Here is a 26227-nt window from a genome sequence, read left to right on the forward strand (position 1 = left end):
GGGGAGGACGGGGCCCTTCATCAGGCGGCCCGGCGGGCGGTCCAGCGCCCGTCGGCGCGCTGCACCTGCAGCGCCAGCCCGAAGGTCTCCGACAGCGCCTCCTGGGTGACGACCTGCTCCAGCGGCCCGGCCGTCACGACCTGCCCGCCGCGCAGCAGCAGCGCATGGGTGTACCCGGGCGGGATCTCCTCGACGTGGTGGGTCACCAGCACCTGCGCCGGGGCGTGGAGGTAGCGGGCGAGGTCGGTCAGCCGGCTGACCAGGTCCTCCCGGCCGCCGAGGTCCAGGCCGGCGCCCGGCTCGTCGAGCAGCAGCAGCTCCGGGTCGGGCATGAGCGCGCGGGCGATCTGCACCCGCTTGCGCTCGCCCTCGCTGAGCGTGCCGAACGGACGGTGCGCCATCGGGGTCACGCCCCACTGCTGCATGAGCATCGCCGCACGGGTGAGGTCGTGGACGTCGTAACGCTCGCGCCAGCGGCCGACGACCGCGTACCCGGCGGAGAGGACGACGTCGCCGGTGCGCTCGCCGGGCTCGATCCGCTGGGCCAGCGCGGCGCTGGTCAGCCCGATGCGCGGCCGCAGCTCGAAGACGTCGACCGCGCCCAGTGTCTCCCCGAGCAGGGTCACCACGCCGCGGGTGGGGTGCATCTGCGCCGCGGCCAGCTGCAGCAGCGTCGTCTTGCCCGCGCCGTTGGGTCCGAGGACCACCCAGCGGTGGTCGGCCCCGACCGTCCAGTCGACACCGCGCAGCAGGTGCGACTCCCCCCGCACGACGTCCACGCCCTGCATCTCGACGACCGGATCGCTCGACACGGCCCCATCCAACCAACCCGCACCGCACCCGCGCCGCTGCGACCCGGAGCCGGTCGGGGCTGACAGGATCGCCGACGTGCGCAGCAGCTCCGACGAGTACGAGGTGTGGCCCGGTCGATCCGCCCCCCTGGGCGCCCACTGGGACGGGACCGGCACCAACTTCGCGCTGTGGTCGGCCGGCGCGCACGCGGTCGACCTGTGCCTGTTCGACGAGGACGGCACCGAGCACCGGCACCGGCTGCGGGAGACCACCCACCAGGTGTGGCACGGCCGGCTGCCCGGCGTCGGCCCCGGCCAGCGCTACGGCTACCGGGTGCACGGCGGCTGGGACCCCAGCTCCGGGCAGCGGTACAACCCGGCCAAGCTCCTGCTGGACCCCTACGCCCGCGCGGTCGACGGCGAGCAGTCCCTGCACCCGGCGCTGTTCGGCTTCCGGTACGAGGGCGGCGAGGGCCCCGACCCGCGCGACTCCGCGCCGTACGTGCCGCGCGGGGTCGTCGTCCGCGACTCCTTCCCGTGGGACGGCGACCGCTCCCCCGCCACCCCCTGGTCGGACACGGTGATCTACGAGGTGCACGTCAAGGGCGCGACGATCCGCCACCCCGACGTCCCCCCGGCGCTGCGCGGCACCTACGCCGGGCTGGCCCACCCCGCGTTCGTCGAGCACCTGCAGTCCCTCGGCGTGACCGCCGTCGAGCTGCTGCCGGTGCACCACTTCGTCAGCGAGCCGCACCTGCCACGCCGCGGGCTCACCAACTACTGGGGCTACAACACGCTGGGGTACTTCGCCCCGCACGCCGCCTACAGCTCGTCGGGCACGGCCGGGCAGCAGGTCACCGAGTTCAAGGCGATGGTGAAGACGCTGCACGCCGCGGGCATCGAGGTCGTCCTCGACGTCGTCTACAACCACACCGCCGAGGGCGACCACACCGGCCCGACGCTGTCGTTCAAGGGGATCGACAACGGCGGCTACTACCGGCTGCGCGAGGGCGACTCGTCCCGCTACCAGGACTACACCGGCTGCGGGAACACCCTCGACGTCCGCCGTCCCCAGGTGCTGGCCCTGCTCATGGACTCGCTGCGCTACTGGGTCACCGAGATGCACGTCGACGGCTTCCGGTTCGACCTGGCCGCGGCGCTGGCCCGCTCGCTGCACGACGTCGACCGGCTCTCGGCGTTCTTCGACGTCGTCCACCAGGACCCGGTGGTCAGCCAGGTGAAGCTCATCGCCGAGCCGTGGGACGTCGGCCCCGGCGGCTACCAGGTGGGCAACTTCCCGCCGCTGTGGACGGAGTGGAACGGCCGGTACCGCGACACCGTCCGCGACGTGTGGTCCGGCGCCCACGTCGGGGTGCGCGACCTGGCCTACCGGCTGACCGGTTCCTCGGACCTCTACCGCTCCGACGGACGGCGTCCCTTCGCCAGCGTCAACTTCGTGACCGCGCACGACGGCTTCACCCTCGCCGACCTGGTCACCTACGAGCACAAGCGCAACGAGGCCAACGGCGAGGACAACCGGGACGGCGAGAGCCACAACCGGAACTGGAACTGCGGTGTCGAGGGCCCGACCGACGATCCGGCGGTCTGCGCGCTGCGGGCCCGGCAGGTGCGCAACCTCCTGGCCACGCTGCTGCTGTCCACCGGCGTCCCGATGCTCACCGCCGGCGACGAGCTCGGCCGCACCCAGGGCGGCAACAACAACGCCTACTGCCAGGACAACGAGATCTCGTGGCTGGACTGGAAGGCGGTCGACGAGGACCTGCGGACCTTCGTCGCCCGCCTGCTGCGGCTGCGCCGGGAGTCGCCGGTGCTGCGCCAGGAGGCCTTCTTCGAGGGCCACGAGCTCGCCGACACGGGGGGCACCCGGGACCTGGCCTGGTTCGCGCCCGGTGGGGCGCAGCTGGACACCGGCGACTGGTTCGACAACGACCTGCAGACGGTCGGGATGTACCTCGACGGCCGCGGGATCCGGCACCGCGACCAGCGCGGCCGCCCGGTGCAGGACGACTCCTACCTGGTGCAGCTGCACGCCGGTGCGGAGCCGGTCACCGTGCACCTGCCCGGCGCCCCCTGGGCCGACGGCTACGAGTTCGTCGTCTCGACCGAGTGGGCCACCGGCGCGCCGCCGCGGCCGGCCGTCGTCGCACCCGGGCCGATCGAGGTGCCGCCACGCTGCGTCTGGCTGCTGCGCGTCCTCCGCAGACCCTGACCGCTGCGACCCGGCTCCCCGCCTCCGTTGCCGGGGTTCCCCGTGCTGCGAGGGTGCTGCAGCGCCGGCACAGCGCGAGGAACGCCGGCAACGGCCGGCTCAGACGGCTCTCCCGCGGTTCCTGCCGCTCCCCCGCCGGTGCAACGGCGTGAGGGCAGGCGGAACAGCGCGGGAGTGCACCCACCGGAGATGCCGAGAGCCCCGGTCCTGACGGACCGGGGCTCTCGCGTGGCGCGGCCACCCTTCAGGGTCCCGCGCCGAGCCCGCGAGGCGTGGGGGGAAGGGTGGTCCTTGCTCAGTCGAGCTGCTGCTCGAAGGTGATGACCGTCCAGCCCAGCAGCAGGCGGTCGCCGTCGGAGAGCGGGTGGGCGACGCCGGGCTCGAGCTGGGTCCACTCGGTGGCCTCGGGGCCGGCGACGTGGGTGCCGTTGAGCGAGCCGAGGTCGACCAGCGACACCTCGCGGCCGTTGCGCTGGATCGCGGCGTGCGCCGAGGACAGCACGTTCTGGGTGTCGGCGATCGGCACCGGCCGCGCCGAGCCTGCGGTGACCAGCTCGTGGTTGTCCGGACGGCGGCCGAGCACCAGGTCCTCGTCGACGGTCACGACCAGGCCGTCGTCGAAGCGCAGGACCGGAGCGGGCGGGGCCTCGGGCTTCCAGAAGGCGGTCGCCTCGCCCTCGTCCTCGTGCTGCCGCGAGGGGGCGGCCGTCGCGCCGTAGCCCGAGGAGCCCGCGCTGCCGAAGCCGGCGTCGGGGCCGGCGGTGAAGGACGACGCGGCCTGCGGGGTGGCAGCCGACGAGGGATGCGCCACCGCGGCCAGCTGCAGCATCGCGCCCGAGCCGGGAACGGTGCCCTCGACCAGGTCGTAGGCCACGCCCGGCGGCATGCTGGGGACCGGCTGCCCGGGGCCGACGTAGAGGGTCTGCCCGAGCTGGAAGCCGCCGGCGAGGGTGCAGCCGTCGATCGAGGAGCCCGACACCGGGACGCCGTCCACCGCCGGCTGGCCCTTGCCGCACCAGAGAGCGACGCCGGTGCCCGAGCCGCCCGCGGTGTCGACCAGGACCAGCGCGAAGGACGCCGAGCCACCGCCGAGCGCGGAGACCTGACCGGCGACCGCCCCCAGCACGCGCTCGGCGCCGGGGCCGGACACCCCCAGGCAGGCGTGCAGCGCGGCGACCAGGGCCGGCGAGCCGGGGGCGTCCACCCACAGCAGGCCGTTTCCGCGTCGGGCGACGACGGAGTCGCCTGGCAGGACTTCACAGCGGTCGGGCATGGCGTCAGCGTAGTTGCGACTCACCCGACTGGGTGACCCGTCCTTCCCGCCACGCCGATCACCAGGCGGCCGGCGGGACCGGTGCGACCGGCGTGGCGGATGTGCCACCCGCGGTCCCGCCTCGACCTCGCGCAGGTGGGCAGGACGGCCCCGTCCCGGGTCCCCCCTGAGCTGGCGAAGGGTGGGAAGGACGGGGTCCTCGTTCAGGCGCTCGCGATGACCCCCAGCTCCGCCGGGTCGGCCAGGTGCTCCGAGTGGGGCAGCACGCGGACCGTGTACCCGAAGGCGCCGGTGCGCTCCAGCGGGAGCGTGGCGGTGAACCAGTGCCGCGACCCCTCGGTGTTCTCGTGGGTCATCGGCAGCGTGGTCACCTCGTGCAGGCCGTCGGCGTCGTCCACCCGCCCGTAGGCCGCCTGCACCTGGACGTCGGTGGGCGTGAGCCCGGGCAGCTCCACCTCCGCCCGCAACGCCAGCGTCGAGCCGATCTCCGGGGTGTCGCCGGCGCCGGTGGCCTCGACGTGCGCGACCCGCACGGTGCTCCAGTGGTCGAGCAGTCGCGCGCGCCAGCCCGCCTCGGTACGGGCCGCGCCGTAGCCGGCCTCCGCCATGGACCGGGACGAGCCGGCCGCCGGCACGTACAGCTGCTGCACGTAGTCGCGCACCATCCGGGTGGCCAGCACCTTCGGCCCGGTCTCGCGCAGCGTGTGCCGCACCATCTCGACCCACCGGCCGGGCACGCCGTTCCGGTCGGTCTCGTAGAAGCGCGGGACCACCTGGGTGCTGAGCAGCTCGTAGATCGCCCGCGCCTCGATGTCGTCACGGCGCTCGGGGTCGACGATCCCGTCGGCGGTGGGGATGGCCCACCCGTTCTGGCCGTCGAACCACTCGTCCCACCAGCCGTCGCGGATGGAGAGGTTCAGCCCGCCGTTGAGCGCGGCCTTCATGCCGGAGGTCCCGCACGCCTCCAGCGGGCGCAGCGGGTTGTTCAACCAGACGTCGCAACCCCAGTACAGGTAGCGGGCCATGCCGATGTCGTAGCCGGGCAGGAAGGCGATCCGGTGCCGGATCGCCGGGTCGTCGGCGAACTTCACCATCTGCTGGATCAGCTGCTTGCCGCCGTCGTCGGCCGGGTGGCTCTTGCCGGCGATGACCAGCTGCACCGGGCGCTCGGGGTCCAGCAGCAGCGCCCGGAGCCGCTCGGGGTCGCGCAGCATCAGGGTCAACCGCTTGTACGACGGCACCCGGCGGGCAAAGCCGATGGTGAGGACGTCGGGGTCGAAGGCGCTCTCGGTCCAGCCCACCTCCGACTCCGCGGCGCCGCGGGAGAGCGCGGTGTCGCGCACCCGGCGGCGCACCTCCTCGACCAGCCGCGAGCGCAGCGTCCGGCGCACGCTCCACAGGACGTCCGAGGGGATCCGGTCCACGCCGTCGAAGTGCACCGGGCCGGAGGCGTCGACCGTGTCGCCCTGACTCGAGGTCTGGGTGCCCATCTCGACCAGTTCGCGGGCGGTCCAGGTGGGCGCGTGCACGCCGTTGGTGATCGAGCCGATCGGCACGTCGGACTCGTCGAAGCCCGGCCACAGGCCGCGGAACATGGAGCGGCTGACGTGCCCGTGCAGCTGGCTGACGCCGTTGGCGCGCTGGCCCAGCCGCAGGCCCATGTAGGCCATGTTGAACTTCGCCGGGTCCTCTTCGGCGCCCAGCGGGATGAGGTGCTCGAGGGGGACGCCGAAGCCGGCGAAGTAGCGCTCGATCAGCGCCCGCGGGAACCGGTCGATGCCGGCGGGCACGGGCGTGTGGGTGGTGAACACCGTGCCGGCGCGCACCCCCTGCAGCGCCTCGGCGAAGGACAACCCGTGCGACTCGGTGAGCTCGCGGATCCGCTCGATCCCGAGGAAGCCCGCGTGCCCCTCGTTGACGTGGTAGACCTCCGGCGCCGGTGTCCCGGTGAGCTGGCAGTACGCCCGCAGCGCCCGCACGCCGCCGATGCCCAGGAGCATCTCCTGGCGCAGCCGGTGGTCCTCGTCGCCGCCGTAGAGCCGGTCGGTGACCAGGCGCTCGCCCGGCGAGTTCTCCTCGATGTCGCTGTCGAGCAGCAGCAGCGAGACCCGGCCTACCTGGGCCCGCCACACGTGCGCGAACAGCGTGCGCCCCTCGGGCAGCGGCACGTTGATGACGACGGCCGTGCCGTCGGGCTGGCGCAGCAGCTTCAGCGGCAGGCCGTGCGGGTCCAGCGACGGGTAGTGCTCCAGCTGCCAGCCGTCGGCCGACAGGCCCTGCTCGAAGTAGCCGGCCCGGTACAGCAGCCCGACGCCGACCAGCGGGACGCCGAGGTCGGAGGCGGCCTTGAGGTGGTCGCCGGCGAGGATGCCGAGGCCGCCGGAGTACTGGGGCAGCACCTCGGTGATGCCGAACTCCGCGGAGAAGTAGGCGACCGTCCGGGGCGCCCCCTCCCCCAGCGACTGGTACCAGTGGGGCGAGGACAGGTACTCCTCGAGGTCGTCGACGACATCCTGCAGCCGGCGCACGAACCGGCGGTCCCGGGCCAGGGTGGCCAGCCGCTCGGCCGAGACCTCGCCGAGCACCTTGACCGGATCGCCGTTGCAGGTGCGCCACAGCTCCGGGTCGAGGGCCTCGAAGAGGTCGCGGGTCTCGGCGTGCCAGGACCAGCGGAGGTTGGTGACCAGCTGGGACAACGGCATCAGCTCCTCGGGGAGCGATGCCCGGACGGTGAACCGACGGAGAGCGCGCACCAGGCGAGACTAACGACGGCCGCTGGGGCCGCCAGAGCGGTGCAGCGCTCGACGCGCCAGGATGAGCCATGGCCAGCCGACGCCCCGGTCACCCCTCCGTCCCGCCCGTCCCGCACCGCGAACGGCAGGCCACGGCGGCCGATGTGCTCACCCGACGCGCCCTAGATAGCGTGGCCGGGATGACTGGCCGCGCTGACCTCCGTCTCGGCATCACCGATGTCGCTCCCGTCGTGTCCTGCGGTGCGTTCTCCGGCCGCGCCGTGGTCGGGGAGCACCTGCCGATCACCGCCACCGTCTTCCGCGAGGGCCACGACGCCGTGGCGGCCGACGTCGTCTGGACCCCGCCGACGGAGGCGGGCGGCGGTGCCACTGGGACGCCGGCGGGTGGGGACGCCGCCACGCGGCCGCTCCGGCGGATGGAGCGCTTCGGCGACCAGCCCGACCGCTGGCTGACCACCGTCGTCCCCGACCGCGAGGGCCGCTGGACCTACCGGGTGGAGGCGTGGAGCGACCCGCTGGCGACCTGGCACCACGCCGTCGAGGTGAAGATGGCGGCCGGCCAGGGCGCCGAGGAGCTCGCCAACGACCTGGAGGAGGGCGCCCGGCTGCTCGACCAGGTGGCTGCCGAGGCCGACGACGACTGGCGGGGCCGGGTGGCCGAGGCCGCCGCGGCGCTGCGGGACACCTCCCGGGACCTGCCCTCGCGGGTCGCCCCCGCCCTGGCCGAGGCGCTGCAGCACTACCTGCACGACCACCCGGTGCGCGAGCTCGTCACGCCGGGACCGGAGTACGAGGTGTGGGTCGACCGTCCCCGTGCGCTGTTCGGATCCTGGTACGAGTTCTTCCCCCGCTCCACCGGTCCGGTGGTCGACGGCCGGCCCACCCACGGCACGTTCGCGACCTCCGCCGAGCGTCTGCCCGCCGTCGCCGACATGGGCTTCGACGTCGTCTACCTGCCGCCGATCCACCCGATCGGCGCGGTCAACCGCAAGGGCCCGAACTCCGCGCAGTACCCCGGTGGCAACCCCCACGAGGTCGGACCGGACGATCCGGGCTCGCCGTGGGCGATCGGCAGCGCCGAGGGCGGGCACGACGCCGTCCACCCGCAGCTGGGCACGATGGAGGACTTCACGGCCTTCGTCGAGCGCACCCGCGAGCTGGGCATGGAGGTGGCGCTGGACTTCGCGCTGCAGGCCGCGCCCGACCACCCGTGGGTCAAGGAGCACCCGGAGTGGTTCACCACCAAGCCCGACGGGACCATCGCCTACGCGGAGAACCCGCCGAAGAAGTACCAGGACATCTACCCGATCAACTTCGACAACGACCCCGAGGGCATCTACGCCGAGTGCCTGCGGGTGATCCGGGTGTGGATCAGCGCCGGGGTGCGGATCTTCCGCGTCGACAACCCGCACACCAAGCCGCTGAACTTCTGGCACTGGCTGATCTGGACGGTCAAGGAGACCGACCCCGACGTGCTGTTCCTGGCCGAGGCGTTCACGCGGCCGGCGATGATGCACCAGCTCGCCCGGATCGGGTACACGCAGTCGTACACGTACTTCACGTGGCGCACCGAGCGCGGCGAGCTCGAGGAGTACGGCCGCGAGCTGGCCGCCAACTGCCACTACATGCGGCCGAACTTCTTCGTGAACACCCCGGACATCCTGCACGCGTCGCTGCAGCTCGGCGGTCCGCCGATGTTCAAGATCCGCGCTGCACTGGCGGCGATGATGAGCCCGACGTGGGGTGTCTACTCGGGTTTCGAGCTCTTCGAGCACGTCGCGGTGCGCCCCGGCAGCGAGGAGTACCTCGACAGCGAGAAGTACCAGCTCCGGCCGCGTGACTGGGACGCCGCCGAGTCCTCCGGGCGCAGCCTCGCGCCCTACCTGCGCCGGCTCAACGAGATCCGCCGCGCCCACCCGGCCCTGCAGCAGCTGCGCACGCTGCGGTTCCACTCCGTGGACAACCCGAACCTCATCTGCTTCTCCAAGACCGACCCCGGCTCGCAGGACGCCGTCCTGGTGGTGGTGAACCTCTCCAGCCACCACACCCAGATCGGCACGACGTCCCTGGACCTGCCGGCGCTGGGTCTGGACTGGTACGAGCGGTTCACCGTGACCGACGAGCTGACCGGCAACAGCTGGGACTGGGGCCAGTTCAACTACGTCGAGCTCGACCCCTACCGGGAGCCGGCGCACGTCTTCTCCATCACCTACCCCCGGCAGGTCCAGGTACCGCCGCCGGTGGCCTGAGAAAGGACCCGCCTGCCCCCACCACTCGCAGGCTCGCGGCGAGCGCCTGCAGGCGGGCCGCGACCTACCCACACACGCACGACCCAAGGGGCTACTCCTCCCGATGACCGTTCCCGTCCCCGACCTCCCCGCCGGCCGTCCCGAGGCGGCGCCGTCGGCGTTGCCGGCACCCGGCACCGACCCCGAGTGGTACAAGCGCGCCCTCTTCTACGAGGTGCTGGTCCGCGGCTTCGCCGACAGCAACGCCGACGGCGTCGGCGACCTGCGCGGCATGATCGACAAGCTGGACTACCTGCAGTGGCTCGGCGTCGACTGCCTGTGGCTGCCGCCGTTCTTCGCCTCCCCCCTGCGGGACGGCGGCTACGACGTCAGCGACTACACCGCGGTGCTGCCCGAGTTCGGCGACATCGAGGACTTCACCGAGTTCCTCGCCGCCGCCCACGCCCGCGGCATCCGCGTGATCATCGACTTCGTCATGAACCACACCTCGGACCAGCACCCCTGGTTCCAGGCCAGCCGCAGCGACCCCGAGGGCCCCTACGGGGACTTCTACGTGTGGAGCGACGACGACACCCGGTACGCCGACGCGCGGATCATCTTCGTCGACACCGAGAGCTCGAACTGGACCTTCGACCCGGTGCGCAAGCAGTACTTCTGGCACCGCTTCTTCTCGCACCAGCCAGACCTCAACTTCGAGAACCCGCGGGTGCAGGAGGCGATCATCGACGCCCTGCGCTTCTGGCTGGACCTGGGCATCGACGGCTTCCGGCTCGACGCCGTCCCCTACCTCTACGAGGAGGAGGGGACCAACTGCGAGAACCTGCCCAAGACCCACGAGTTCCTCAAGCACGTCCGCAAGGTCGTCGAGGCCGACTACCCCGACCGCGTGCTGCTGTGCGAGGCCAACCAGTGGCCGGCCGACGTCGTCGAGTACTTCGGCGAGGACGGCGACGAGTGCCAGATGGCCTTCCACTTCCCGGTGATGCCGCGCCTGTTCATGGGCGTCCGGAGGGAGCAGCGGTTCCCGATCTCGGAGATCATGGCGCAGACGCCGGAGATCCCGGACAACTGCCAGTGGGGCATCTTCCTGCGCAACCACGACGAGCTGACCCTCGAGATGGTCACCGACGAGGAGCGCGACTACATGTGGGCGGAGTACGCCAAGGACCCCCGCATGAAGGCCAACATCGGCATCCGCCGCCGGCTGGCCCCGCTGCTCGACAACGACATGGACACCCTCGAGCTGTTCAACGCGCTGCTGCTGTCGCTGCCCGGCTCACCGGTCCTCTACTACGGCGACGAGATCGCCATGGGCGACAACATCTGGCTCGGTGACCGCGACGGCGTCCGCACCCCGATGCAGTGGACGCCGGACCGCAACGGCGGCTTCTCCACCGCCGACCCGCAGCGGATGTACCTGCCGCTCAACGCCGACCCGGTCTACGGCTACCAGGTCACCAACGTCGAGTCGCAGCTGCGCAACACCAACTCGATGCTGCACTGGCTGCGCCAGATGATCCACGTCCGCAAGCAGCACCCGACCTTCGGTCGGGGCACCTACGCCGAGATCGGGTCGCGCAACCCGACGGTGCTCTCCTTCGTCCGCGAGTTCGGCGACGACGTCGTGCTCTGCGTCAACAACCTCTCCCGGTTCCCGCAGCCGGTGGAGCTCGACCTGCGCCGCTTCGAGGGCTACACCCCGGTCGAGCTGACCGGCCGGGTGGAGTTCCCGCAGATCGGCGTCCTGCCCTACATGCTCACCCTGTCCGGCCACGGCTTCTACTGGTTCGAGCTGGCCAAGCCGGCCGAGCCGGTCGAGAACCCGGCCGAGACCGACGACACCTCGGTCGCGGACTCCCTGCTCGCGGCCGGCCTCGTCGGCACCGGGGAGGAACCGCCCTCGGGCGGCACGGCCGGCACGGGAGGACCCCGATGAACGCCCTGACCGGACTGCTCCAGGAGTGGATGCCGTCCCAGCGCTGGTTCGGCAGCAAGGGACGGGAGTGGGCCGACGTCGCGGAGGAGAGCTTCTTCCTCGACCGCTCCCACCCCGTGCTGTCGATCCACCGGGTGACGGTCACCTACACCGACGGCGCCACCGAGACCTACCTGGTGCCGGTGTCCTGGCGGGACCGCCCGGCCGAGGAGCTGGCTTCGGCCCTCATCGGCACCCTCCCGCACGAGAACGGCGAGAACTACGCCTACGACGCGATGCGCGACCGCGAGGCGACCGCCACCTGGCTCACCCACCTCGCCGAGGGGGCGACGGTCGGCCCGATGCGGTTCGTCCCGGGCGAGGGCGCGGAGATCCCGGCCGGGCTCCCCGGCGACATAGTCTCCACCGAGCAGAGCAACACCTCGCTGGTCTACGGGCAGGAGGCCATCCTCAAGCTGTTCCGCCGGCTCGAGCCCGGCCTGAACCCGGACGTCGAGATCCACAGCGCCCTGCGCCGGACCGACAACCCGCACATCGCGCCGTTGCTCGGCCACGCCGAGATCGACCACGACCGGGACGCCGGCACCCCGCCGGCCACGGTGTTCATGCTGCAGACCTTCGTGCCCAACGCCAGCGACGGGTGGCGGCTGGCGACGGCGAGCGTGCGCGACCTCTACGCCGAGGGCGACCTGCACGCCGACGAGGTCGGCGGGGACTTCGCCGCCGACAGCGAGCGGCTGGGCGCGGCGACCGCCTCCGTGCACGCCGACATGGCGCAGGTGCTGCCGACCGAGGAGGCCGACCCGGCCTGGTTCACCACGGTCGCCCGGCAGATGAACGAGCGACTCGACGCCGCGATCGAGGTCGTGCCGCAGCTGGCCGGGCACGCCGACGGGCTGCGTGCGGTCTACGCGGCGGTGGCCGGGAGCCCCGAGCCGGTCGTCCGCCAGCGGGTCCACGGCGACCTGCACCTGGGCCAGGTGCTGCGCACCGCCACCGGGTGGATCGTGCTCGACTTCGAGGGCGAGCCCGCCCGCCCGCTGGCCTCGCGGCGCGAGCTGGACAGCCCCATGCGCGACGTCGCCGGCATGCTCCGCAGCTTCGACTACGCCGCCCGGCACATGCTCGTGGAGCAGCCGGGTGATCAACAACGTGCTTACCGCGCCCAGGAGTGGGCAGAGCGCAACCGGAGCGCCTTCTGCGCGGGCTACGCGGCCGCGAGCGGGATGGACGCGTGCGGCAACAGTCCGTTGCTGCGGGCGTTCGAGGCGGACAAGGCCGTCTACGAGTGCGTCTACGAGGCGCGCAACCGCCCGCACTGGCTGATGATCCCGCTGCAGTCGCTGTCCCGGCTGACCACCGCGGACTGACGCGCGCGGCACGACCACCGATACGGCACCGAAGAGGACGGCGAGCGATGACATCCCCGGACGAGACCGAGCGCACCACCGACTCACCCCAGACCGGCGCGCGCCCGCCCGCGACGCGGGAGGAGCTGCAGGCCGTCGTCGAGGAGAGGACCGCGGCGGCCGAGGCGGCCGTGGAGGGGCCGATCGTCAACGCCACCCCGGCGCGCAAGCGGGCCGCGGCGAAGAAGGCCCCCGCGGCCAAGAAGACCGCGCCGGCGAAGAAGACGACCGCCCGCAGGACGACCGCGAAGAAGGCGGCGGGGGACGCGGGGTCGCCGGAGAAGGCGACCAAGCGCGCGCCGCGCGAGAAGGCCACCCAGGGCGACGTCGTGGCCGAGCAGGGCGGCACCGCCGCGCCCGTGGTGGCTCCGGCGCCGATCGCCGAGCCCGGCAGCCCGACCGGCGCCCCGGCCGGCCAGCCCGAGCCGCCGAGCCCCGACCCGGCCGAGCCGAACACCCCCCAGGCGCCGGACGAGGACGGCGGCACGCCCCCGGCCGAGACCAGCCCTGCCGAGACCACGCCTGCCGAGGCCCCGTCCACCGATGACGCGCCTGCGCAGGACGCTGCGGCCGGGGCCGGGGCGGAGGTGGCGGCGGTGACCGTCCCCGAGGGTCAGGAGCCCGCCGCGGAGGGCCTGGCCCAGAAGGAGGCGCCCGCCGAAGTCGGCGAGGAGCAGTTGCGGGCCGTCGTCGACGGCTGGTCCCACGCCCCGCACAGCGTGCTCGGGACGCACCCCGCCCGCGACGGCTGGGTGGTCCGCACGCTGCGGCCCGACGCGGCCTCGGTGACCGTCGTCGACGAGGACGGCTCCCGCTACGACACCCGCCGGCTGCACCCCGGCGGCGTCTTCGAGGCCCACCTGCCCGAGCAGCCCGGCGACTACCGGGTCGAGGTGACCTACGGCGACGGCCAGGGCGGCACCAACACCTTCGTCGTCGACGACCCCTACCGCTGGCTGCCCACCGTCGGGGAACTCGACCAGCACCTCATCCGCGAGGGCCGGCACGAGCGGCTGTGGGAGGTGCTCGGCTCGCACGTGCGGCGCTACGACACCCCGCGCGGCCCGGTCGAGGGCGTCTCCTTCGCCGTCTGGGCGCCCAACGCGCAGGGCGTGCGGGTGACCGGCGACTTCGACTACTGGGAGGCGCGCGCCTACCCGATGCGGTCGCTGGGCTCCTCCGGCGTCTGGGAGGTCTTCGTCCCCGGCATCCCGGTGGGCACGCGGTACCGGTACCACGTGCTCGGCCGCGACGGCGTCTGGCGGCACAAGTCCGACCCGCTGGCCTTCGAGACCGAGGTGCCGCCGCTGAACGCGTCGGTGGTCACCGAGTCGCGGCACGAGTGGGCCGACGGCGACTGGTTGGCCGAGCGGGCGCAGGACGGTTGGCACCAGCGGCCGATGAGCATCTACGAGGTGCACATCGGCTCCTGGCGACAGGGGCTGTCCTACCGGCAGCTGGCCGACGAACTGGTCGACTACGTCGTGGAGCACGGGTTCACCCACATCGAGTTCATGCCGGTCGCGGAGCACCCGTTCGGCGGCTCGTGGGGCTACCAGGTCACCTCCTACTACGCCCCCAGCGCCCGCTACGGCAGCCCGGACGACTTCCGCTACCTCGTCGACCGCGCGCACCAGGCCGGCATCGGCGTCATCGTCGACTGGGTCCCGGCGCACTTCCCCAAGGACGACTGGGCGCTGGCCCGCTTCGACGGCACCCCGCTGTACGAGCACGGCGACCCACGCCGTGGCGAGCAGCTGGACTGGGGGACCTACGTCTTCGACTTCGGCCGTTCCGAGGTCCGCAACTTCCTCGTCGCCAACGCGCTGTACTGGTGCAAGGAGTTCCACGTCGACGGCATCCGCGTCGACGCGGTCGCCTCGATGCTCTACCTGGACTACTCGCGTGACGAGTGGGTGCCCAACGTGCACGGCGGGCGGGAGAACCTGGAGGCGATGGCGTTCCTGCAGGAGATGAACGCCACCGTGTACCGCGAGGTCCCCGGCGTGGTCACCATCGCCGAGGAGTCGACCGCCTGGCCCGGCGTCACCCGCCCCACCCATCTCGGCGGCCTGGGCTTCGGCTTCAAGTGGAACATGGGCTGGATGCACGACTCGCTGGCCTACATGTCCAAGGAGCCGGTGCACCGCAGCTACCACCACGGCCAGCTGACGTTCTCGATGATCTACGCCTACACCGAGAACTACGTGCTGCCGATCAGCCACGACGAGGTCGTGTACGGCAAGGGCTCGCTGCTGCGGAAGATGCCCGGCGACCGGTGGCAGCAGCTGGCGAACCTGCGCGGCTACCTGGCCTACATGTGGGCCCACCCCGGCAAGCAGCTGCTGTTCATGGGCTCGGAGTTCGCCCAGGACGCCGAGTGGGCCGAGAGCCGGTCGCTGGACTGGTGGCACCTCGACGACCCCGCGCACCGCGGTGTCCTCCAGCTGGTGACCGACCTCAACGCCCGCTACAAGGAGACCCCTGCGCTGTGGTCCCTGGACGTCGACCCGTCCGGGTTCCAGTGGATCGACGCGAACGACGCGTCGGGCAACGTGCTGTCCTTCCTGCGCTTCGGGCGTCCGGAGGCCGCCGGGGACGGTGCGGACGGCGACGGCGCGACCACCCCGGCGCTGGCCTGCGTGGCGAACTTCTCCGGCAGCCCCCACCACGGCTACCGCATCGGACTGCCGCGGCCGGGCACGTGGCGCGAGGTGCTCAACACCGACGCCGAGGGGTACGGCGGCTCGGGGGTCGGCAACCTGGGCGGCGTCGAGGCCGTCGAGGAGCCCTGGCACGGCCAGTCGTACTCGGCGACCCTCGCCGTCCCGCCCCTGGGCACCGTCTGGTTCGTGCACGAGTAGGAGGACCCGTCCTCCCCACCCCTCGCGAGCTCGACGCGGGCCCGGGACGGGGCCGGCGGCGGGACCCTGCAGGGGGGCCGCCACGATGCGACGATCCGAGGGACATGCCTGCCTCCTCCCTGCGCCGCGCGGCCGTGGCCCTGCTCGCCACGGCTGCGCTGCTGCTGGTGTCCGGCTGCTCGGTCGCCGTCGTCGGCCTCCCCAGTGCCGCCCGGCCCCCGGCCTCCGACATCCCCTCCGCCGAGCTGCAGGTCGTCGGCGCCACCGACGGCCCCATCGACACCCTCGCGCGCAACGCCCTGGCCGACCTGGAGGCCTACTGGGCCCAGCAGTTCCCCGACGTCTTCGGGCAGGACTTCGTGCCACTGGAAGGCGGCTACTTCAGCGTCGACCCGAACGACGTCGACCCGGGCGCGTTCCCGCAGGGCATCGGCTGCGGCTCCGACCCGCGTGACGTCGAGGGCAACGCCTTCTACTGCCAGGCCCGGGACGCGCCGAACTCCGACTCGATCAGCTACGACCGCGCCTTCCTGCAGGAGCTCGCCGAGCAGTACGGCCGGTTCATCCCCGCGCTGGTGATGGCGCACGAGTTCGGCCACGCGGTGCAGGGCAGGGTCGGCTACCCCGACTACTCCATCTCGGTGGAGACCCAGGCCGACTGCTTCGCCGGCGCCTGGACGGCGTGGGTCGCCGACGGGCAGAGCACGCACACGCAGATCCGCACCCCGGAGCTCGACGAGGTGCTGCGCGGTTACCTGCTGCTGCGCGACCCCGTGGGTACCAGCATCAACACCCAGGCGGCACACGGGTCCTACTTCGACCGCATCTCGGCGTTCCAGGAGGGCTTCGAGACCGGCCCGACCGCCTGCCGCGACAACTTCTCCGCCCAGCGCCCCTACACCCAGGGCGCCTTCTCGACGCAGAGCGAGGCGGCCACCGGCGGGAATGCGCCGTTCCAGCTGGCGCAGCAGTTCGCCGCCGACGCCCTGCCGGAGTTCTGGGGCCTGTCGTTCGACCAGGTCTTCGGCGAGACCTTCACCCCGCCGCAGCTCGAGCCGTTCGAGCGCACCCCGCCGAACTGCGCCCCCGACGACCTGGACCTGGTCTTCTGCGCCGACGAGGACCTCGTCGGCTACGACGTGCAGGACCTCGTCGGGCCGGCATACGAGCAGCTGCAGAACGCCGACTACGCCGTCATCATCGCCGCCTCGCTGCCCTACGCCCTGGCCGCGCGCGACCAGCTGGGGCTCTCGACCGACGACGAGGCGGCCATCCGCTCGTCGGTGTGCCTGACCGGCTGGTTCTCCGCGGCCTTCTTCAACAACGAGCTGGAGGCGGCCGACATCTCCCCCGGCGACATCGACGAGGCCGTGCAGTTCCTGCTGACCTACGGCACCGACCCGTCGGTGGTGCCCGAGGTCGCGCTGACCGGGTTCCAGCTGGTCGACCTGTTCCGCAGCGGCTTCTTCGAGGGCGCCGCCGCCTGCGACGTCGGGGTGTGAGGCCGCTGCAGGGTCCCGCGGCGGCCTCGTCCCGGGTCCCGCCCTGAGCTCGCCGAGGGTGGTTGACGGGCCCCGTCCCCTCACCGCTCGCGGTGAGGGGACGGGGCCGTTCAGTACAGGGCGAGGGTGAGCTGGCGGCGGGCCGCGGCGACCCGCGGGTCCTGGTCGCCGACGACGCCGAAGAGCTCCACGAGGTGCCGGCGGGCCTGGTCGCGGTCGTCCCCGGCGGTGCGGCGGACGACGTCCAGCAGCCGGTCGAAGGCGCCCTCGACGTCGCCGGTGCCGAGCAGGAAGTCGGCGGCACGGGCCTGCGCGGTGACGTCGTCCGGCGCGGCGTCGGCGGCGGCGAGCGCGTCGGGACCGGCCTCGTCGGCGCGGCGGAACAGCTGCACCTGGCGCAGCGCGAGACCGGCGACCGGGTGGTCGGGCTCGGCGTCGAGGATCGCCTGGTAGGCGGCCTCGGCCGCGGTCAGGTCGCCGCGCTCGAGAGCGGCCTCGGCGGCGTCCAGCCGGGGGTCCTCGGCCTCGGCGGGCCCGCCGTCGCCGGCGTCCGGGATCGCGCCACCGGTGGTGGCGCGCACCAGCTCGGTGACGAACTGCCGCGCCTGCTCCTCCGGGATCGCACCGGTGAACTCGGCGACGAGCTGGCCCTGCCAGACGGCCTTGACCGCGGGGATGCCCTGGACCCGCAGGCCCTGGGCGAGTGCGGGGTTGGCGTCGACGTCGACCTTGGCCAGCACCCAGGAGCCGCCGCCCTCCTCGGCCAGGCGCTCGAGCACCGGGGAGAGCTGCTTGCACGGCCCGCACCACTCGGCCCACAGGTCGAGCACGACCGGCACCTGGAAGGAGCGGTCGAGCACCTCGGCCTGGAAGGTCTCCTCGGTGACGTCGACGACCGCGGCCCCCGGGGCACCGGCCGGGGCGGCCGCGCTGGGCGGCGGCGCGGCCTGGGCCCGTGCCGCGGCCTCCGAGCGGGCCTTGACGGCGGCGAGGTCGACCGCGCCGGCGAGGGAGGCGGCCAGCTGTGCCTGCTGGGCCTGCGCGCGCGGGTCGGGGCGTCCGGGGCGGGTGGGCTGCATGACCTCGATCATCCCACCGCGGCGCCGACGGCGTCGGGGGTGCCGGGGCGTTACCTCAGCCGGCCGCGGTCCCGTCGTCCGCCACGTCGCCGGCGCCCCGCCGGACCCGCTCGAGGATGGTGAACAGCGCGTCCAGCTCGGCGTCGGGGACGTCGCCGAGGCCGAAGTCCAGCGCGGTCAGCGCGGCGGTCGCCTCCTCGACGACGGCGCGGCCGCGGTCGGTGATCGCCGCGAGGACGCCGCGGCCGTCGGCGGGGTTGGGACGGCGGTCGACGTACCCGGCGGCGACCAGCCGGTCGATGGCGTTCGTGACGCTGGTCGGGTGGACCATCAGCCGGCTGCCGATCACCTTCAGCGGCAGCTCGCCGGTGCGGCTGAAGGTGAGCAGGACCAGCACCTCGTAGCGGGCGAAGGTCAGCGCGTGCGGCCGCAGCGCCTCGTCGAAGCGGGCGAGCAGGATCTGCTGCACCCGGAAGACCGAGGTGGCGGCCCGCATCGCCGCGGCCGGGCCGAAGCGCTGCTCCCAGGACTCCCCGGCGCGCGCGATGGGATCGAACGGCAACCCCAGCGGACGGACCATGGCCCCAGAGGCTACGGGTGCCGCGCGCCGACCCGTCGGCCGGCGAGTCGGCGTGGCCACCGCCCACGGGAGGCCACCTCCAGGGCCCGCCCCGAGCCTGCGAGGGGTCGGCCCTGGGGGTGGTCCCTCACCGGGCGGCGGGCGCAGCGGGCCGCAGCGGCGGCAGGTGCGGCACGCCGAACACCTCGCGCAGCGCCACCTGCGCCGCGTTGTCGCCGCAGGCACCGTGCACCGCCGGACCCGGCGGGGTCGCCGAGGAGGCGAGGTAGACGCCCCGCGCCGGGGTCTTGTACGTGTTCCAGCGCGGCACCGGACGGGCGAGCATCTGCCGCAGCGTCGCCTGGCCGTTGGAGATGTCCCCGCCGAGGTAGGTCGGGTTCCAGGCCTCCATCTGGACGGCGTTCTTCGTGACCCGGTCGACGATCGTGTCCTTGAAGCCCGGCGCGAAGCGCTCGATCTGGTCCTCGATGGGGCCGGTCATGTCGACGTCCGAGGCGTGCGGCACGTGCACGTAGGCCCAGAAGACGTGCCCGCCCTCGGGCGCGCGGGTCGGGTCGGGCACGGTCGGCTGGACGGCGAGCACGTACGGGCGGTCGGTGAACCGGCCCTCGTTGGGGGCCCGCTCGCCGGCGATCGTCTCCTCGAGGGTGCCGGCGACGTGGATGGTGCCGGCCCGCCGGACGTCGGGGTTGGTCCACGGCACCGGCTCGGACAGGATCCAGTCGACCTTGAAGACGCCGGCGCCGTGCTGGTAGCGGCGCACCCAGCGGCGGTAGCCCTCGTGCACCCGGTCACCCGCCATCGCGACGAAGGCCTCGGGGGTGGTGTCCAGCAGCACGGCCGGGACGCCGTCGAACTCCCGCAGGTCGGTGACCAGGTGCCCGGTGACCACCTCGCCGCCCTGCTGCTCGAGCGCGGTGACCATCGCGTCGGCGAGGTTCTGCGATCCGCCCTCGACCAGCGGCCAGCCGACGTGGTGGCCCAGCATCGTCAGCAGCATCCCGAGCGCGGAGGTCAGCGGCTGGCTCAGGTCGAGCATCCCGTGCGCGGCGGCCCCGCCGAGGAGCGCGCGGGCCTCCTCGGTGTCGAAGTAGCGGTGCGCCAGCCAGCTGACGTTGGGCAGCCCGTTGAGCCCGAAGTAGGCGATCTGCGGCACGCTGCGCGTCGGCAGCCGGCGCAGCCGGCTGGTCAGGAAGAAGTCGACGACGTCCTGCCCGTGGGCCACGAGCGGCTCGAACAGCCGGCGGTAGGCCGACCCGTCGGCCCCGAGGCCGGCCGCGGTCTCCTCCAGCGACCGGTACGCGACCGAGGCGCGCCCGCCGTCGAGGGGGTGCGCGTAGTTGACCTCCGGCTGCACGAGGCGGACGCCCCGGCTGGGCAGGTCGAACTCACGGAAGAACGGCGCCGCGGCGGCCATCGGCTGCACGATCGAGCAGACGTCGTGCCGGTAGCCCGGCCGCATGAGCTCCTCGGTGCGCATCCCGCCGCCGGGGCGCTCGGCCGCCTCGACGACCTGCACCCTCAGCCCGGCGGCAGCCATGCGGAGGGCCGCGGCCAGCCCGTTGGGCCCGCTCCCGACGACGACGGCGTCCGGCTTCCCGTTCACCCCGTCATCGTGCCCTCAGTGGCTCCCGGCTGCGCGAGCAGCGCTCTGCAGACGCTGCCGCGAGCAGCGCCCTACAGCTGTTCCAGGAGCAGCGTGGCGGCGCGGAACGGGTCGCTCTCCCCCGCCACCACCTGCGCGGCGAGGGCACCCAGCGCCGCGGAGCCGCGGACGTCACCCATCCGCTCGCGCAGCCCGGCCACCGCGATCGCCTCGATCTCGCGCGCCGCGCGGAGGGCCCGCCGGCGGTGCCCCTCCCCCGAGGACCCCAGCCAGTCGCGGTGCTCGGCGATCGTGCCGACCAGGGCGTCGATGCCGGTGTCGGTGGCGGCCACGGTGCGGCGGATCGGTGGGCGCCACGCGCCGGGCAGCTCGTGCCGGCCGCCGAGGGAGAGCACGTAGCGCAGGTCCCGCACGGTCTCGTCCGCGCCGTCCCGGTCGGCCTTGTTGACCACCAGGACGTCGGCGACCTCGAGGATGCCCGCCTTGGCGGCCTGGATGCCGTCGCCCATGCCTGGCGCGAGCAGCACCAGCGTGGTGTCGGCGAGCGAGGCGACCTCCAGTTCCGACTGACCGACGCCGACGGTCTCCACCAGCACGACGTCGCACCCGGCGGCGTCGAGCACGCGCAGCGCCTGCGGCGTGGCCCAGGCCAGCCCGCCGAGGTGACCGCGGGAGGCCATGGAGCGGATGTAGACGCCGTCGTCCCCGGCGTGGTCCTGCATGCGCACCCGGTCGCCGAGCAGCGCGCCGCCGGAGAAGGGGGACGACGGGTCGACGGCGAGGACGCCCACCCGCAGGCCGCGCGCGCGGTAGGCGCGCACGAGGGCGGTCGTCGTCGTGGACTTGCCGACGCCCGGCGAGCCGGTCAGACCGATGACCTGGGCGTGCCCGGTGTGCGGGGCCAGCGCCGCGGCGACCTCGCGCAGCGCCGGGCTGGCGTCCTCGACCAGCGAGATCAGCCGCGCCACCGCGCGGGCCTCGCCGTCCCGGGCGCGGGCGACCAGGTCCGGGACGTCCACGGCACGCCGGCCCCGCCGCCCGCGGGGGGTGGCGGGGCCGGGCGGCCGGACGGCGACGTCTTCCGAGGTCACGCCTTCGCAGGCACGTGCAGGATCAGCGCGTCGCCCTGCCCGCCACCACCGCACAGCGCGGCGGCACCCACGCCACCGCCCCGACGACGCAGCTCCAGCGCCACGTCCAGCACGATGCGCGCGCCGCTCATGCCGATCGGGTGGCCGAGGGCGATCGCGCCGCCGTTGGGGTTGACCTTCTCGGGGTCGATCCCGAGCTCCTTCGTGGAGACGAGCGCGACGGCCGCGAAGGCCTCGTTGAACTCGACCAGGTCGAGGTCCGCGGGGTCGATGCCCTCGCGCTCGCACGCCTTCTGGACGGCGCGCGACGGCTGGCTCTGCAGCGTGGCGTCCGGGCCGGCGACGACGCCGTGGGCGCCGATCTCGGCGATCGGGGTGAGCCCCAGCTCGGCGGCCTTCTCGGCGCTCATGACGACCACCGCGCAGGCGCCGTCGGAGATCTGCGAGGCGGTGCCGGCGGTGATCGTGCCGTCCTTGGCGAAGGCCGGCTTCAGCCTCGACAGGGTCTCGACCGTGGTGTCGGCCCGGACGCCCTCGTCGTCGCGGAACTCGATCGGGTCGCCCTTGCGCTGCGGGATCAGCACCGGGGTGATCGCCTCGTCGAAGATGCCGTTCTTCCCTGCGCGCGCGGCCTTCTGGTGGCTCTCCGCGGCGAAGGCGTCCTGCTCCTCGCGGGTCAGGTCGTACCGGCTGTTCGCCTGCTCCGTCAGCTCGCCCATGGCGACCTGGTCGAAGGTGTCCGACAGCCCGTCGTGGGCCATCGCGTCGACGAGCTTCGCGTCGCCGTACTTCGTGCCGGTGCGGGAGCTGGGCAGCAGGTGCGGCGCCTGGGTCATCGACTCCTGTCCGCCGGCCACGACGACGTCGAACTCGCCGGCGCGGATGAGCTGGTCGGCCAGCGCGATGGCGCTCAGGCCGGAGAGGCACACCTTGTTCACGGTGATGGCGGGCACCGTCATCGGGATGCCGGCGGCGACGGCCGCGGGCCGGGCCGGGTTCTGGCCGGCGCCGGCCTGCAGCACCTGGCCCATGATCACGTACTCCACCTGGTCGCCGGAGATGCCGGCGCGGTCCAGCGCCGCCTTGATCGCGACACCGCCGAGGTCGGCGGCGGAAAAGTCCTTCAGCGAGCCGAGCAGCCGACCCATCGGGGTGCGGGCGCCGCTGATGATGACCGAACGGGACATGAGCTGCCTCCAGGGCCGGGTCGCCGACGCCGGCGACCCTCGTGGTCGGTACTGCCGCGGCCGGGCACGGCGTCGATCCCGCCGAGGATAGGCCGCCCGGGGGGCCACGGGGACCAGCGTGACGAGCGTTACACACACCTTCGGTAGCGCATCCGTCGCACCGTCCGGTGCGGCAGTCCACGTGTGCGACGCGCGCCACCCCGCGATGACGTCTCAGACGTCTTCCGAGAGGATGCCGCCGTGACCACCGACCCGCGCACCGGCCTGCCGGCCGAGTTGTTCACCACCATCGACCACGTCGGCATCGCCGTCCCGGACCTCGACGAGGCACTGGCCTTCTACGCCCAGGCCTTCGGCGTGCACTCCGTGCACGAGGAGGTGAACGAGGAGCAGGGCGTCCGCGAGGCGATGCTGGCCGTCGGCGACGGCGACACCCGCATCCAGCTGCTCGCGCCCCTGACCCCCGAGTCGACGATCGCCAAGTTCATCGGCCGCTCCGGCCCTGGCCTGCAGCAGCTGGCCTTCCGCGTGGCCGACGTCGAGGCGGTCAGCGCGACACTGCGCGAACGCGGCCTGCGACTGCTCTACGACACCCCGAAGCGGGGGACGTCGGACAGCCGGGTCAACTTCGTGCACCCCAAGGACGCCGGTGGCGTCCTCGTCGAGCTCGTCGAGCCCGCGGCGTCCGCGCACTGACTGCCCGCCCCGACAGCCCGACCGGTGGGCGCGGACGCTGATTACCGACCGGTAACATCTCGCGTCACCGCACTGCCGCTCCACCGACTCACGAGCCGACGAAGACCCGGGAGACCGCGTGAAGGACATCAGGGACGCCATCCTCGCCGACCAGCTGGAGGACATCGCCGGGCTGCCGGTGCCGGAGTCCTACCGCGCCGTGCTGGTGCGCAAGGACGAGCAGGGGGTGTTCGAGGGCCTGTCCGCCAAGGAGAAGGACCCGCGCAAGTCGCTGCACGTGGAGGAGGTGGCCACCCCCGAGCTCGGCCCGGGTGAGGCGATCGTCGCGGTGATGGCCTCGTCGGTGAACTACAACACCGTCTGGACGTCGATCTTCGAGCCGGTGTCGACCTTCGGGTTCCTCGAGCGCTACGGCCGCCAGAACGACCTGACCAAGCGGCACGACCTGCCCTACCACGTGGTGGGTTCGGACCTGGCCGGCGTGGTGCTGCGGGTGGGGCCGGGCGTGAACAGGTGGAAGCCCGGCGACGAGGTGGTCGCGCACTGCCTGTCGGTCGAGCTGGAGGACCCGGCCGGCCACGACGACACCATGCTCGACCCGCAGCAGCGGATCTGGGGCTTCGAGACCAACTTCGGCGGCCTGGCCGAGCTCGCGCTGGTCAAGAGCAACCAGCTCATGCCCAAGCCCGCGCACCTGACGTGGGAGGAGGCCGCGGCCCCCGGGTTGGTCAACTCGACCGCCTACCGCCAGCTGGTGAGCAGGAACGGCGCGGGCATGAAGCAGGGCGACGTCGTGCTGATCTGGGGGGCGTCGGGCGGGCTGGGCTCCTACGCCACCCAGATGGCGCTCAACGGCGGCGCGATCCCGGTGTGCGTGGTCTCCAGCGCGGAGAAGGCCGACATCGTCCGGAAGATGGGCGCCGAGCTGGTCATCGACCGCTCCGCCGAGGGCTACCGGTTCTGGAAGGACGAGCACACCCAGGACCCCAGGGAGTGGCAGCGGTTCGGCAAGCGGATCCGCGAGCTGACCGGTGGCGACGACGTCGACATCGTCTTCGAGCACCCGGGCCGGGAGACCTTCGGCGCGAGCGTCTACGTCGCCAAGAAGGGCGGCACGATCGTCACCTGCGCCTCCACCAGCGGGTACCTGCACCAGTACGACAACCGCTACCTGTGGATGAACCTCAAGCGGATCGTCGGCTCGCACTTCGCCAACTACAAGGAGGCGTGGGAGGCCAACCGGCTCATCGACAAGGGCCTCGTCCACCCGACCCTGTCGAAGGTCTACGCGATGCACGAGGTCGGCCAGGCCGCCTACGACGTCCACCACAACCTGCACCAGGGCAAGGTCGGCGTGCTGACCCTCGCCCCCGAGGAGGGCCTCGGCGTCAAGGACGCCGCCAAGCGGGAGAAGCACCTCACCGCGATCAACCGGTTCCGGGGCGTCTGAAGGAGGACCCCGTCCCGCACGGCCCGTTCCGGGGCTCGCCCGAGCCTGCCAGGGGTCGAGCCTGCCAGGGGTGAGGAGGACGGGGTCCTTCCCCTGCAGGGCGCCGGCACGTGGCGCGGCCCCGCGCGGTGCTGGCACCCTGCAGGGGACGGTCCTGGCGACACGCCGGGCTCGCCCGCCGACTCTGCGAGGATGACCGCATGACCGATCCCCGCCGCGACATGCTGCCGATGCGCGAGGCCCAGCACTCGTTCGACGTGGTGCTCCGGGGTTACGACCGGCACCAGGTGGCCGAGACCATCGAGCGCCTCGAGGCCGACATCCAGGTGGCGATGGCCGACCGCGACGCGGCGATGAGCCGCTCGGCGGACCTGGCCGGCCAGCTCTCGGCACTGCACGGGGAGATCGACCAGCTGCGGCGCAAGGCTGCGTCCTCCGGGCCGCCCACGTTCGAGAACCTCAGCGAGCGCATCCAGCACATGCTGCGGCTGGCCGAGGAGGAGGCCGCGGAGATCCGGCGCTCCGCCGAGGAGGAGGCCCGGGCGCTGCGGGAGCACACCGCCGCCGAGGAACGGGCGATGCACGAGCGGCACGCCGCCGGCCAGGCCGAGGTCGACCGGATGATCGCCGAGGCGCGGCAGAACGCCGAGCAGATCGCCAGCAAGGCCCAGATCCGCGCCGACGAACTCGTCGCCAAGGCCCAGGAGAAGGTCGCCCGGCTCGACGCCGAGTCGCAGGCCCGGCGGGCCAAGGTCGAGGAGGACTTCGAGATCGCCCAGCGGGCGCGCCGGCAGGAGGCCGCGCGGCTGGACCAGGAGCGCGACCGCACCTCCGCCGAGGCCGCCCGCCAGCGGGTCGCGTCCGCCGAGGAGCAGGCCACCCGACTCGTCAGCGAGGCCGAGGCCGCCGCGGCCGCCATCCGCGCGGTGCGCGACGAGCTCACCGGCCGGCTGCTCGAGGCCCGCACGCTGCTCGAGCGGCTGCCCGACCTCGGCGACCAGCGCCCCGAGCCGCAGGCCGGCACCCGGCCGCCGGCGCCGCCCCGCCCGCAGCCGACCCCGCGTACCCCGCAGGCCCAGCCCGGGCCGGCCCGCGAGGAGCAGCGGCAGCAGCCGCCGGTCGGCCCGGTCACCGCCCAGCAGCCGGTGGTGCGCCCCACGACGGCACCCCAGCCGGCGCAGCGGCCGGTCGAGCCGCCGGCGGGCAACGGCGAGGCCGCCGCAGCCCGGCAGCCCACCCGGCCCCCGGCCCCGCCGACGCAGCCGGCCGTCACCCCCGCGGCCGACGCCCCGACCCAGCAGGTCACCCCGGACGCGGAGACGACCCAGCAGCTGCATCCCGTCCCCACCGGCAGCACGTCCGCCTCGACACCCCCGCGGGTCGACCCGCCGACGCTCGTGCAGCCGGCCGTCCGGCCCGACGAGGCCGACACGGCCAACCAGACCGCCGCCGGCCGGCGCTGAGGAAGGACCGGCCTCCCCCACCACCACCAGCAGGCTCGCGGCGGGACCCTGGAGGATGGCCGCCGGTG

At 73.4% G+C, this 26227-nt stretch carries 17 protein-coding genes; 9 read left to right on the forward strand and 8 right to left on the reverse strand.

From position 1 onward, the window contains the following. Positions 1-20 precede the first annotated feature (20 nt). Positions 21-812 (reverse strand): ABC transporter ATP-binding protein, encoded by a 792-nt coding sequence (locus ACWIX3_RS23855; RefSeq protein ID WP_448609823.1) that lies wholly within the window; start codon positions 810-812, stop codon positions 21-23. A 76-nt stretch (positions 813-888) separates the two neighbouring features. Between ACWIX3_RS23855 and glgX the strand changes: the two genes are divergently transcribed. Continuing rightward, entirely contained in the window at positions 889-3021 is a 2133-nt protein-coding gene (glgX, locus tag ACWIX3_RS23860; protein WP_448609824.1) for a glycogen debranching protein GlgX, read from the forward strand. A 295-nt stretch (positions 3022-3316) separates the two neighbouring features. Here the strand turns inward: glgX and ACWIX3_RS23865 are convergent, their stop codons facing one another. Together ACWIX3_RS23865 and glgP are read right to left on the reverse strand one after the other, a co-directional pair. Beyond that, positions 3317-4294 carry an FHA domain-containing protein gene (locus tag ACWIX3_RS23865; protein WP_448609825.1) on the reverse strand — a complete coding sequence of 326 codons (978 nt, stop codon included), beginning with the start codon at positions 4292-4294 and terminating at the stop codon, positions 3317-3319. 203 nt (positions 4295-4497) lie between these two features. After that, the gene (gene glgP / locus ACWIX3_RS23870; protein WP_448609826.1) at positions 4498-7047 is read right to left on the reverse strand and encodes an alpha-glucan family phosphorylase; all 2550 of its coding nucleotides are present in this window, start codon (positions 7045-7047) and stop codon (positions 4498-4500) included. Positions 7048-7226: 179 nt separating this feature from the next. Between glgP and ACWIX3_RS23875 the strand changes: the two genes are divergently transcribed. The 5 genes from ACWIX3_RS23875 to ACWIX3_RS23895 all read left to right on the forward strand — a co-directional run bounded on the left by ACWIX3_RS23875 (position 7227) and on the right by ACWIX3_RS23895 (position 17007). Next, complete coding sequence (locus tag ACWIX3_RS23875) at positions 7227-9296, forward strand: alpha-1,4-glucan--maltose-1-phosphate maltosyltransferase (RefSeq protein ID WP_448609827.1); 2070 nt, start codon at positions 7227-7229, stop codon at positions 9294-9296. Between the two features lie 103 nt (positions 9297-9399). Then, positions 9400-11232: a maltose alpha-D-glucosyltransferase gene (gene treS, locus ACWIX3_RS23880; RefSeq protein WP_448609828.1), complete on the forward strand. Its 1833-nt coding sequence runs from the start codon at positions 9400-9402 to the stop codon at positions 11230-11232. Beyond that, positions 11229-12602: a maltokinase N-terminal cap-like domain-containing protein gene (locus ACWIX3_RS23885; protein ID WP_448609829.1), complete on the forward strand. Its 1374-nt coding sequence runs from the start codon at positions 11229-11231 to the stop codon at positions 12600-12602. Before treS ends, ACWIX3_RS23885 begins: the two co-directional genes overlap by 4 nt. Before the next feature lie 47 nt (positions 12603-12649). Then, the gene (gene glgB, locus ACWIX3_RS23890; protein ID WP_448609830.1) at positions 12650-15505 is read left to right on the forward strand and encodes a 1,4-alpha-glucan branching protein GlgB; all 2856 of its coding nucleotides are present in this window, start codon (positions 12650-12652) and stop codon (positions 15503-15505) included. 104 nt (positions 15506-15609) lie between these two features. Continuing rightward, entirely contained in the window at positions 15610-17007 is a 1398-nt protein-coding gene (locus ACWIX3_RS23895; RefSeq protein WP_448609831.1) for a neutral zinc metallopeptidase, read from the forward strand. 110 nt (positions 17008-17117) lie between these two features. Here the strand turns inward: ACWIX3_RS23895 and ACWIX3_RS23900 are convergent, their stop codons facing one another. From ACWIX3_RS23900 to ACWIX3_RS23920, 5 genes are all read right to left on the reverse strand, one after another. Next, positions 17118-18086, reverse strand: a complete 969-nt coding sequence (locus ACWIX3_RS23900) for a tetratricopeptide repeat protein (RefSeq protein WP_448609832.1) — start codon at positions 18084-18086, stop codon at positions 17118-17120. A gap of 55 nt (positions 18087-18141) precedes the next feature. Next, positions 18142-18666 carry a MarR family winged helix-turn-helix transcriptional regulator gene (locus tag ACWIX3_RS23905; RefSeq protein ID WP_448609833.1) on the reverse strand — a complete coding sequence of 175 codons (525 nt, stop codon included), beginning with the start codon at positions 18664-18666 and terminating at the stop codon, positions 18142-18144. 127 nt (positions 18667-18793) lie between these two features. Next, positions 18794-20272 carry a phytoene desaturase family protein gene (locus tag ACWIX3_RS23910; protein WP_448609834.1) on the reverse strand — a complete coding sequence of 493 codons (1479 nt, stop codon included), beginning with the start codon at positions 20270-20272 and terminating at the stop codon, positions 18794-18796. Positions 20273-20343: 71 nt separating this feature from the next. After that, positions 20344-21363 carry a methylmalonyl Co-A mutase-associated GTPase MeaB gene (gene meaB, locus ACWIX3_RS23915; RefSeq protein WP_448609835.1) on the reverse strand — a complete coding sequence of 340 codons (1020 nt, stop codon included), beginning with the start codon at positions 21361-21363 and terminating at the stop codon, positions 20344-20346. Next, the gene (locus ACWIX3_RS23920; protein WP_448609836.1) at positions 21360-22550 is read right to left on the reverse strand and encodes an acetyl-CoA C-acetyltransferase; all 1191 of its coding nucleotides are present in this window, start codon (positions 22548-22550) and stop codon (positions 21360-21362) included. The genes meaB and ACWIX3_RS23920 overlap by 4 nt, the downstream gene beginning before the upstream one ends. Before the next feature lie 240 nt (positions 22551-22790). On the opposite strand from ACWIX3_RS23920, the gene mce reads away from it, so the two are divergent. The 3 genes from mce (at position 22791) to ACWIX3_RS23935 (ending at position 26159) form a co-directional block, all read left to right on the forward strand. Then, positions 22791-23246, forward strand: coding sequence for a methylmalonyl-CoA epimerase (gene mce / locus ACWIX3_RS23925; RefSeq protein ID WP_448609837.1), 456 nt, complete (start codon positions 22791-22793; stop codon positions 23244-23246). Between the two features lie 118 nt (positions 23247-23364). Then, positions 23365-24696, forward strand: coding sequence for a crotonyl-CoA carboxylase/reductase (gene ccrA, locus ACWIX3_RS23930; protein WP_448609838.1), 1332 nt, complete (start codon positions 23365-23367; stop codon positions 24694-24696). Between the two features lie 200 nt (positions 24697-24896). Beyond that, the gene (locus ACWIX3_RS23935) at positions 24897-26159 is read left to right on the forward strand and encodes a hypothetical protein (RefSeq protein ID WP_448609839.1); all 1263 of its coding nucleotides are present in this window, start codon (positions 24897-24899) and stop codon (positions 26157-26159) included. Positions 26160-26227: the final 68 nt, after the last annotated feature.

It is taken from the genome of Geodermatophilus sp. URMC 60, from assembly GCF_053502585.1.